This is a genomic window from Streptomyces sp. NPDC014894, assembly GCF_043080985.1.
GTDB lineage: Bacteria > Actinomycetota > Actinomycetes > Streptomycetales > Streptomycetaceae > Streptomyces.
Map to the genome: position 1 here is coordinate 1 of NZ_JBIBWD010000038.1, position 9,592 is coordinate 9,592.

The 9,592-nt window shown below is 72.8% G+C and carries 8 protein-coding genes; 7 read left to right on the forward strand and 1 reads right to left on the reverse strand.

Annotation, left to right across the window (positions count from 1 at the left end; genetic code table 11):
* The first annotated feature begins 487 nt into the window (after positions 1–487).
* From ACF089_RS35700 to ACF089_RS35725, 6 genes are all read left to right on the forward strand, one after another.
* Positions 488–670 (forward strand): Trm112 family protein, encoded by a 183-nt coding sequence (locus tag ACF089_RS35700; RefSeq protein WP_392036341.1) that lies wholly within the window; start codon positions 488–490, stop codon positions 668–670.
* 155 nt (positions 671–825) lie between these two features.
* Positions 826–1,962 (forward strand): SIS domain-containing protein, encoded by a 1,137-nt coding sequence (locus ACF089_RS35705; RefSeq protein ID WP_392036344.1) that lies wholly within the window; start codon positions 826–828, stop codon positions 1,960–1,962.
* A 36-nt stretch (positions 1,963–1,998) separates the two neighbouring features.
* Positions 1,999–3,162: a mannose-6-phosphate isomerase, class I gene (gene manA, locus ACF089_RS35710; RefSeq protein WP_392036347.1), complete on the forward strand. Its 1,164-nt coding sequence runs from the start codon at positions 1,999–2,001 to the stop codon at positions 3,160–3,162.
* Between the two features lie 199 nt (positions 3,163–3,361).
* Positions 3,362–4,333, forward strand: a complete 972-nt coding sequence (locus ACF089_RS35715; protein ID WP_392036350.1) for a cation diffusion facilitator family transporter — start codon at positions 3,362–3,364, stop codon at positions 4,331–4,333.
* A 388-nt stretch (positions 4,334–4,721) separates the two neighbouring features.
* The gene (ahcY, locus tag ACF089_RS35720; protein ID WP_392036353.1) at positions 4,722–6,179 is read left to right on the forward strand and encodes an adenosylhomocysteinase; all 1,458 of its coding nucleotides are present in this window, start codon (positions 4,722–4,724) and stop codon (positions 6,177–6,179) included.
* A 313-nt stretch (positions 6,180–6,492) separates the two neighbouring features.
* Complete coding sequence (locus ACF089_RS35725) at positions 6,493–7,107, forward strand: hypothetical protein (protein ID WP_392036356.1); 615 nt, start codon at positions 6,493–6,495, stop codon at positions 7,105–7,107.
* Between the two features lie 78 nt (positions 7,108–7,185).
* Here the strand turns inward: ACF089_RS35725 and ACF089_RS35730 are convergent, their stop codons facing one another.
* Positions 7,186–8,133, reverse strand: coding sequence for an RDD family protein (locus tag ACF089_RS35730; protein ID WP_392036362.1), 948 nt, complete (start codon positions 8,131–8,133; stop codon positions 7,186–7,188).
* Positions 8,134–8,253: 120 nt separating this feature from the next.
* On the opposite strand from ACF089_RS35730, the gene ACF089_RS35735 reads away from it, so the two are divergent.
* Positions 8,254–9,261: a stage II sporulation protein M gene (locus ACF089_RS35735; protein ID WP_392036359.1), complete on the forward strand. Its 1,008-nt coding sequence runs from the start codon at positions 8,254–8,256 to the stop codon at positions 9,259–9,261.
* Positions 9,262–9,592 lie beyond the last annotated feature (331 nt).

Here is a 9,592-nt window from a genome sequence, read left to right on the forward strand (position 1 = left end):
CCGCGGGGGTTTGTGGGGGCGCGGCCACCGGCCCCCGCCCCCCGCGGCGCCCCGGGGGGCCCCGCCCCACCCCCCCCCCCCGGGGCGCAAACCCCCCGCGCCCGGGGCGGTGGCGCCCCGCCCCCGGGGGCGCCCCCGCCAACCACCAACCCCCCGCCAAACCTCCCCCACCCCCCAGGCAAACCCCCGGCGAAGTCTTCGGACACGCCTACCCCCACCACCCTCACCCCCCACCCCATCTGAACTGCACCAACACCCCCTCACCCCCCTCCCTCCCACCCCCCTCCGCACCCCCAGAACGCGCCCCACCGCTCCCCCCGGCGGTACGCTGACGTCGCTCGGCCGCCCACTCCCGGAACCGCCCGAGCGCACCACCCACACCCGCACCGCTCACATCACCAACACCACCGAAGCCCCCGCTTCAGCCACCCCCGGCACACCAGGCGTACCCAACACACCTGACACACCCGCACACCGAAGGAACCTCATGTCGCTCGAAGCCGGTCTCCTCGAGATCCTCGCCTGCCCGGCCTGCCACTCCCCGCTCACCGATCGCTCGGAGACCGACACCCCCGAGCTGATCTGCACCGGTCCGGAGTGCGCCCTGGCCTACCCCGTACGCGACGGCATCCCCGTCCTCCTCGTGGACGAGGCCCGCCGCCCCGCCTGACCCGGGCGAACGACCGGAACGACCGGAACGACCGGAACGGCCTGCGGCGTACGACGGCGCCCGGCCACCCGCACCCCGCCCCGGCCCCCGCCCCCGCAGACCGCAGACAGCGCCCCGCAGCCCCGCGACCGCACGGCGATCGGAGACCCCACCCCATGCTCGACGAGTCACTCCTCGACGCTCCGGAAGCCCTCGCCCGCGCCGACCGCCGAGGTCTCCTGCGAGGCGTCGCCGAGGCCGGCGCCCGCGTCCGCACCGCCGCCCGCAACGCGGCCGAGGCCGGCATCGCCGAGTTGAAACCCGAGGGCCGCCCCCGCGCCGTCCTCGTCGCGGGCTCCGGCGGCGCCGCCACCACGGTCGCCGACCTGATCGGCGCCCTCGCCGGGGCCGCCGCGCCCGTCATCCGGCTCGCCCCCACCGGCGTCGCCCCCGCCGCGGGCGCCCTGCGCTGGGCCCTCCCCGGCTGGGCGGGCTCCCTCGACCTGCTCCTGATCGCCACGGCCGACGGCGGCGAACCCGGCCTCGACCTCCTCGCCGAGCAGGCCTACCGCCGGGGCTGCACCGTCGTCGCCGTCGCCCCCGCGCCCTCCCCGATCATCGAGTCCGTCGCCGGCCGCCACGGACTCACCGTCCCGATGGCCACCAGCCCGAACGGACAGCCCGAGGAGACCGCCGCCGCGTCGTCCGGCGCCCTCTGGGCCCTCCTCACCCCCCTCCTCGCGCTGCTCGACCGGACCGGCCTCATCGAAGCGCCCCCGGAGACCCTCGCCAAGGTCGCCGACCGGCTCGACCGCACCGCCGAACGCTGCGGCCCCGCCATCGCCACCTACAGCAACCCCGCCAAGACCCTCGCCGCCGAGCTGGCCGACAGCCTCCCCCTCATCTGGACCGAGGGCCCGGGCGCCGCCCCCGCCGGCCGCCGCTTCGCCGCCGTACTCGCCGAGCTGGCCGGCCGCCCCGCGCTCGCCGCCGAACTCCCCGAGGCCCTGCCCGCCCACGGCGTACTCCTCACCGGAGCCCTCGCCGACGGCGCCGACCCGGACGACTTCTTCCGCGACCGCGTGGAGGAGATCCAGGCCCTGCGCGCCCGCGTCGTCCTGCTGCGCGACCGCCCCGCCGGCGGACTGACCGCCGCCCCCGCCGCCCGCGAACTCGCCCTCGGCCACTCCACCCCGATCAGCGAACTCGAACCGGAGGACGGCGCCGAACTGGAGTCGATCGCCGAACTCCTCGCCGTCACCGACTTCGCCGCCGTCTATCTGGCGCTCGCGACCACCGCGACGCCCACCTAGCACTCCGCGCCACCCCCGGAAAACACGGAAGCTCACATGGACCGCCTCATCAACACGGTGCGCCCCTACGCCTGGGGCTCCACCACCGCCATCCCGGAACTCCTCGGCACGACGCCGACCGGCGAGCCCCAGGCCGAGATGTGGATGGGTGCCCACCCAGGAGCACCCTCCCGGCTCGAACGCGGCGTGCTCGGCGATGTCATCGCCGCCGACCCCGTGGGCGAACTCGGCGCGGCGACCGTCGCCAAGTTCGGCCCGCACCTCCCCTTCCTCTTCAAGATCCTCGCGGCGGGCGCGCCCGTCTCCCTCCAGGTCCACCCGGACCTGGACCAGGCGAGGGCCGGCTTCGCCGCCGAACAGCGCGCCGGCATCCCGATCGACGCCCCGCACCGCAACTACCGGGACGCCAACCACAAGCCCGAACTGATCTGCGCCCTCACCCCCTTCGAGGGCCTGTGCGGATTCCGCGAGCCCGCCGACGCCGCCCAGCTCATCGCCGGCCTCGGCGTCGACTCGCTCAAGCCGTACGCGGACGTCCTCCTCGCCCACCCCGAGGACGCGGCCCTGCGCGAGGTGCTGACCGCGGTGCTGACGGCGGACCGCGAGGAGATGGCGGCCACCGTCACCGAGGCGGCCGCCGCCGCCCGACGGCTGGGCGGCCCCTACACCCCGTACGCGCAGATCGCCCACCACTTCCCCGGCGACCCGGGCGTCATCGCCGCCCTCCTCCTCAACCATGTACGGCTGCTCCCCGGCGAGGCGCTCTTCCTCGGCGCGGGCGTCCCGCACTCGTATCTGAGCGGCCTGGGCGTCGAGCTGATGGCCACCTCCGACAACGTCCTGCGCTGCGGTCTCACCCCCAAGCACGTGGACGTCCCCGAACTCCTCGCGGTCGTCCGGTTCGACGCCGGCGACCCGGGCGTGCTGCGGCCCGAGGCGTCCGCGTCCGGCGAAGAGGTCTACGACACGCCGATAGACGAGTTCCGGCTCTCCCGCTTCCTGCTCGCCCCGGCCGGCTCCGTACGCGACCTCACCACCCACGCCCCGCAGATCCTGCTCTGCACGGCCGGCCGTGTCTCCGCCGGCGAACTGATGCTCGCACCCGGCGAATCGGTCTACGTTCCCGCAGGTGAGCACGTTGAGATCGGCGCGGCCGGGGGAGACGCCGCCACCCTCTTCCGCGCCACGGTCGTCAACTGACCCCGAGCCGCCCCGCGGACTGCAAGAATGGCGCGCCCCGCAACCCCGGGCCAGTGACCGACGCGGTCATCCGTCCACCGTCATCGTCTTCCGTCGCCCGCCATTCGCCGTCCGTCAGGTGACCGGAGGCCGGAGCCCGGCGGCCGCGTACACGGCGTACGAAGACGTACGAGGACGTACGAAGGGACATCCGGCAGACATGAGCGCGTCAGGCGGAACCAAGGCGATCGTGGCGGCCCTCGTCGCCAACCTCGCGATCGCGGTAGCGAAATTCGTGGCGTTCCTGTTCAGCGGCTCGTCCTCGATGCTCGCGGAGAGCGTCCACTCGCTCGCCGACTCCGGCAATCAGGGCCTGCTGCTCCTCGGCGGCCGCAGAGCCCGCCGCGAGGCGACCCCGGAACACCCCTTCGGCTACGGCCGCGAACGCTACATCTACGCCTTCCTGGTCTCCATCGTCCTCTTCTCGGCCGGCGGCATGTTCGCGCTCTACGAGGGCTACGAGAAGATCAAACACCCGCACGCCATCGAGAACTGGTACTGGCCGGTGGGCGTCCTGATCTTCGCGATCATCGCCGAGACCATCTCCTTCCGCACCGCGATCAAGGAGTCCAACGCGGTCCGCGGCTCCCTCTCCTGGAAGGAGTTCGTCCGCCACGCCAAGGCCCCCGAACTCCCCGTCGTCCTGCTCGAAGACCTCGGCGCGCTCGTCGGCCTCTTCCTCGCGCTCGCCGGCGTCAGCCTCGCCCTGGCCACGGGCGACGGCCTCTGGGACGGCATCGGCACCCTCTGCATCGGCGTGCTCCTCATCCTGATCGCCCTCGTGCTGGCCGTGGAGACCAAATCCCTGCTGCTCGGCGAGTCCGCGGCACCCGGCGACACCCGCCGGATCGAGGAGGCCCTCGTCGACGGCGACAGCGTCACCCGCATCATCCACATGCGCACCCTTCACCTCGGCCCCGAGGAACTGCTGGTCGCGGCGAAGATCGCGGTGCCGAACGACGACACCGCCCAGGAGATCGCCCGCTCGATCAACGCCGCCGAGGAACGTATCCGCGCCGCCGTCCCCATCGCCCGCGTCATCTATCTGGAGCCGGACGTCTACAGCGCCTCGGCGGCCGCGGCGGGTACGAACCCGGCGAAGCCCCCGAGCGGCCCGGCGACGCCGGGCTGACCTCCTGGCGACATGTGTTCATCGCGACGTTTGTCGGGCCGGTGGCGCGGAAGCGTCCGGCCCGGGTGACCGCCCGATCCGGCGGCCGCCCGGGAAAAGCCCTGGTGGCCCTCCATCTCCACGCGAACCGGCCCGGGACCGGCCCCAGAACTGTCCGGAACCCGCCCCCGGGCGGGCTGGGGCCGACCGCGCCGACCGGTGTAGATTCGTGACCATAGTCAGGCGTCGCTGCTGATGGCGGTCGGGCGGTCCCGTGTGGACCGGCCGAGTGGAGAGAGGGCCTCCGACGGACTGCACTGCGTGTGGCCCCGGGCATTCCTACGCCCATCGGCCACCGCGGAGCCAGCCGTATCCATCCCTCGAACCCAACCACGAGGAGCAGCCCGTAATGACGACTGTCGCCGCCGGCCAGGACTTCAAGGTCGCCGATCTCTCGCTCGCCGCCTTCGGCCGCAAGGAGATCACCTTGGCCGAGCACGAGATGCCCGGTCTGATGTCCATCCGCAGGGAGTACGCGGAGCAGCAGCCGCTGGCGGGCGCCCGGGTGACCGGGTCGCTGCACATGACCGTGCAGACCGCCGTGCTGATCGAGACCCTGGTCGCCCTGGGCGCCGAGGTCCGCTGGGCGTCCTGCAACATCTTCTCCACCCAGGACCACGCCGCCGCCGCGATCGCCGTGGGCCCCGACGGCACCCCGGAGAACCCTGCGGGCGTTCCCGTCTTCGCCTGGAAGGGCGAGACGCTGGAGGAGTACTGGTGGTGCACGGAGCAGGCGCTGACCTGGCCGAACACCCCCACCGGCGGTCCGAACATGATTCTGGACGACGGCGGCGACGCCACGCTCCTGGTCCACAAGGGCGTGGAGTTCGAGAAGGCCGGCCAGGCCCCGGACCCCGCCACCGCGGACAGCGAGGAGTACGCGTACATCCTCACCCTGCTGAACCGCACCCTCGGCGAGAACCCGCAGAAGTGGACGCGTCTGGCGTCCGAGATCCGCGGCGTCACCGAGGAGACCACCACCGGTGTCCACCGTCTGTACGAGATGCACCGTGACGGCTCCCTCCTCTTCCCGGCGATCAACGTCAACGACGCGGTCACCAAGTCGAAGTTCGACAACAAGTACGGCTGCCGCCACTCGCTGATCGACGGCATCAACCGCGCCACCGACGTCCTCATCGGCGGCAAGACCGCCGTCGTCTGCGGCTACGGCGACGTCGGCAAGGGCTGCGCGGAGTCGCTGCGCGGCCAGGGCGCCCGCGTGATCATCACCGAGGTCGACCCGATCTGCGCCCTTCAGGCGGCGATGGACGGCTACCAGGTGACGACGCTGGACGAGGTCGTCGGCCAGGCCGACATCTTCGTGACCACGACCGGCAACAAGGACATCATCATGGCCTCCGACATGGCCAAGATGAAGCACCAGGCCATCGTCGGAAACATCGGCCACTTCGACAACGAGATCGACATGGCCGGCCTGGCCCGCATCCCCGGCATCGTCAAGGACGAGGTCAAGCCCCAGGTCCACACCTGGACCTTCCCCGACGGCCGCGTCCTCATCGTGCTGTCCGAGGGCCGTCTGCTGAACCTGGGCAACGCGACCGGCCACCCGTCGTTCGTGATGTCCAACAGCTTCGCGGACCAGACGCTGGCGCAGATCGAGCTGTTCACCAAGCCGGAGGAGTACCCGACCGAGGTCTATGTGCTCCCCAAGCACCTGGACGAGAAGGTCGCCCGCCTCCACCTGGACGCGCTCGGCGTCAAGCTGACGACCCTCCGCCCGGAGCAGGCGTCGTACATCGGCGTCGACGTCGACGGCCCGTACAAGCCCGACCACTACCGCTACTGATCCGCTCCACCGCCCGGCCGCCCGTCGGCCGGGCGGCACGGCCCCGCCACCGCTGACACCGGCCAGTGGCCCCAGCGGCGGAAGGGCCCACAGCGGCAGCCGACAGCAGGCCCGGGACGAGCCGACAGGCATCCCGTACCCGGCGCCGACGACGGTTGGACGGCAGGCCCCCGCACCCCCGTGACGGGGGCCCGCCCCTTCCACCCGCGGCCGGCGCCGACATCCCGGCTCCGGACTCCCCGGCGAGCGCGCTCACAGACGGCGAGCCCTCACCGCACCCGGAGCCCTACCGCACAAGGACTTCCACGCCCCCATGCCCCGCGGCCGGTATTCGCTCCACGATCCACACGATCACACCCCCCTCGGCGAAGAGCACTTCCACTGCGCGCCCGGCCCCTCCGGCTGGCGCTACGTCTCACAGATCACCACCCCCTCCGGCGACCACGCGGGCTCCGTCGACCTCGCCCTGGACGAACTCGGCCGCCCCATCCGGCTCGAACTCCACGCCGCGAGCTGGCAGGTCCGAGGCGCCGCCATCGACGGCGTCACCTGGGTCCGTACCGACCCGTCCGGCGCCCACGCCACCGAGGGCAACGTCCCCGCCCACGCCTTCACCGGAACCTCCCCCGCCTTCCTCATCGCCACCGCCCGTCTGCTCCGCCTGATCCCCGGCTCCCCGGCGACCCGCGTCCGTCTCGTAGCGTTCACGGACCCCGTACTGGCACCCCGGACCCTCGACCAGTCCTGGGCCCTGCTGAAGAGTGAAGCGCACGCCACTGACAACGGCCCTCTGACCGTGGACGAATACCAGGTCAGCGCCCTGGACACGGGGGAGCAGCACGCCGTGCACATCGCCGGCGACGTCGTCCTCGCCGCGCCCGGCATCGAGCTGGAACACCTGGAGACCCCGCCCTCGGTCCTCCCCTGACCGCGGAGCCACCGGCGCGGAGCCCGCCCTTCCGCCGCCCCGGCCCCTCGAAGCCCCGGGCCACGGCCCCGGGAACGGCTAGGCGGGCGGCGCGAACCCCGTCGTCCGCCCCGCGGGCGGCCCAGCCGCCCGTCCGTCCCCCGCGCCCTCCGGCCGCGCCCCGGCCGCCGTGACGCCCCCGGCCCCGCCGCTCCCCGTGACCGCCGCCCCGGCCGCCGTGCTCCCCGCGAACCCCGGACCGGCCGCGACCGCCGCCCCGCCGGAGCCCGTCGCCGTACCGCCCCCGAAGGCCCGCCGGGCCTCCCGCGCCCGCCGCTCGTCCAGGACCGCCGCCAGATAGGCCCCCGGCGGCACCCCGGGGGGCGCGGGCGTTCCGGTACGGCCCGCGAGATCGTTCGCCAGCCGGCCCGCCATGGCCGCGCCCACCGCCGGGTCCAGCTGGTCCATCCGTCCCAGGTACTGGCGTATCGCCAGCCACAGCGGATCCGGCACGGCCGACAGATCCAGCTCCGTGAACCGCCCGGCCAGCCAGTGCGGCCCGGGCGGCGCCGCGTTCCCGCGCCCGGTCGGCACCCGCTCGCGGACCACCAGCGTTCCCGCGAACACATCGCCGATCCGCCGCCCGCGCGCCGACACCAGCGACGCGACACAGGCGACGACGCCGAAGGTCATCAGAATCTCCACCACGCCCATGGCACCGCGCACCAGGGCGTGCCGGAACCGGATCGGCCCCCCGTCGTCCCGCACCACCCGCAGCCCACAGGCCAGCTTCCCGAGCGAGCGTCCCCGGCTGAGCGTCTCCACCGCTATCGGTCCGCCCACCAGGACCAGGACGAATGTCGCTATCGACACCGCCATGACCGCCGCCTCGTCCAGCGAGGCGGTCGCCGCCGCGAGACCGAGGGATATCAGGAGGTACACGGCCCACACGACCACCATGTCGACGGCCAGCGCGAGCGCGCGGCTCGGCAGTCTCGCCGGCCGCAGTCCCAGAACGACCGCGTCCCCCGTCACCAGCGCACTCATGAAGCCGCCTCCCGCCGCCGACCGTCCCTGCCTCTTGGCCCACCAGTCTGCCAAGCTGGTCCGCACCGCGCCGCAGCAGTCCGAACCGTACGCACCCAGCGCCTGGAGCAGCAGCAGACCATGGACCTCGACGTCTTCGTCACCGCCCACCGCGCCGAGTGGGACCGCCTGGACCAGCTCCTGGGACGCGGCCGGCGTCTGACCGGGGCCGAGGCCGACGAACTGGTCGCGCTCTATCAGCGCACCGCCGCCCATCTCTCGCTGATCCAGTCCAGCGCCCCCGATCCGATGCTGACCGGCAGGCTCACCCAGCTCGTCGCCCGGGCCCGCGCCACCGTCGTCGGCACCCGGCGCGCGGGGTGGCGGGACGCGGTCCGCTTCCTCACCGAGGGATTCCCCGCGGCCGTCTACCGCTCCCGTCGCTGGTGGATCCCCACGGCGATCCTCTCCACCCTCGTCGCCGCGCTCATCGGCTGGTGGATCGCCGCGCACCCCGAGGTCCAGTCGGCGATCGCACCGCCCGCCGACCTCCGCGAGCTGACCCGCCCGGGCGGCGAGTACGAGACGTACTACTCCAGCAACCCCGCCGCGTCCTTCGCCGCCCAGGTCTGGACGAACAACGCGCAGGCCGCGGCCCTCTGCCTCACCCTCGGCGCGTTCCTCTGCCTTCCGGTGGTCTGGATCCTCCTCCTCAACATGCTGAATCTCGGGATGGGCATCGGCCTGATGGCCTCGGCCGGCCGTCTCGACGTCTTTCTGGGGCTCGTCCTCCCGCACGGCCTGCTGGAGCTGACCGCGGTCTTCGTCGCCGCCGGCACGGGTCTGCGCCTCGGCTGGACAGTGATCGACCCCGGCCCGCTCTCCCGCCGCGAAGCCCTCGCCCAGCAGGGCCGGGCCGCCCTCGGCATGGCGATCGGCCTCGCGCTCGTTCTCTTCGTCTCCGGCCTCATCGAAGGCTTCGTCACCCCCTCGGGCCTGCCGACCTGGGCCCGCATCGCCGTGGGCGTCGCCGCCGAGATCGCCTTCCTCGTGTACGTCTATGTCCTGGGCGGCCGAGCGGCCCGCGCGGGCGTGACCGGCGACGTCGCCTCCACCGACCGCAGCGCCCGCCTCCCCGCGGCCGCCTGATGTGCGTCCGACCTCTCTGACCTGCTAGTGTCCTCCTCGCCCACAAAAACCGTTGACACGGTGGCAGTGGGGAGGTAGATTCAACTGGTTGCCTCCGACTGGACAAGGTCGAGTGCAACCGATAGCGTCTCTCTTGCTCTCGCCGGGAATTGAATTTCCGCAGAGCCAAATCGACTCCTCATTCGGATCGCGAAGGCCGATTAGCTCGGCCGAAATGCTTCTGATAAAGTCGGGGTCAGCCGAAAGGCAAAAGGCCGGTCCAACTGGCCGCTGGATCTGAATCCAAGTCCGGAAACGGAATGGGAAAAGGATCTGGTAGAGTTGGAAACGC

What these genes read in the sequence shown, in the direction of transcription:
- ahcY (WP_392036353.1), top strand. Translation starts at nt 4,722, where the DNA reads ATGACGACTGTCGCCGCCGGCCAGGACTTCAAGGTCGCCGATCTCTCG.
- manA (WP_392036347.1), top strand. Translation starts at nt 1,999, where the DNA reads ATGGACCGCCTCATCAACACGGTGCGCCCCTACGCCTGGGGCTCCACC.
- ACF089_RS35705 (WP_392036344.1), top strand. Translation starts at nt 826, where the DNA reads ATGCTCGACGAGTCACTCCTCGACGCTCCGGAAGCCCTCGCCCGCGCC.
- ACF089_RS35725 (WP_392036356.1), top strand. Translation starts at nt 6,493, where the DNA reads ATGCCCCGCGGCCGGTATTCGCTCCACGATCCACACGATCACACCCCC.
- ACF089_RS35715 (WP_392036350.1), top strand. Translation starts at nt 3,362, where the DNA reads ATGAGCGCGTCAGGCGGAACCAAGGCGATCGTGGCGGCCCTCGTCGCC.
- ACF089_RS35700 (WP_392036341.1), top strand. Translation starts at nt 488, where the DNA reads ATGTCGCTCGAAGCCGGTCTCCTCGAGATCCTCGCCTGCCCGGCCTGC.
- ACF089_RS35730 (WP_392036362.1), bottom strand. Translation starts at nt 8,133, where the DNA reads ATGAGTGCGCTGGTGACGGGGGACGCGGTCGTTCTGGGACTGCGGCCG.
- ACF089_RS35735 (WP_392036359.1), top strand. Translation starts at nt 8,254, where the DNA reads ATGGACCTCGACGTCTTCGTCACCGCCCACCGCGCCGAGTGGGACCGC.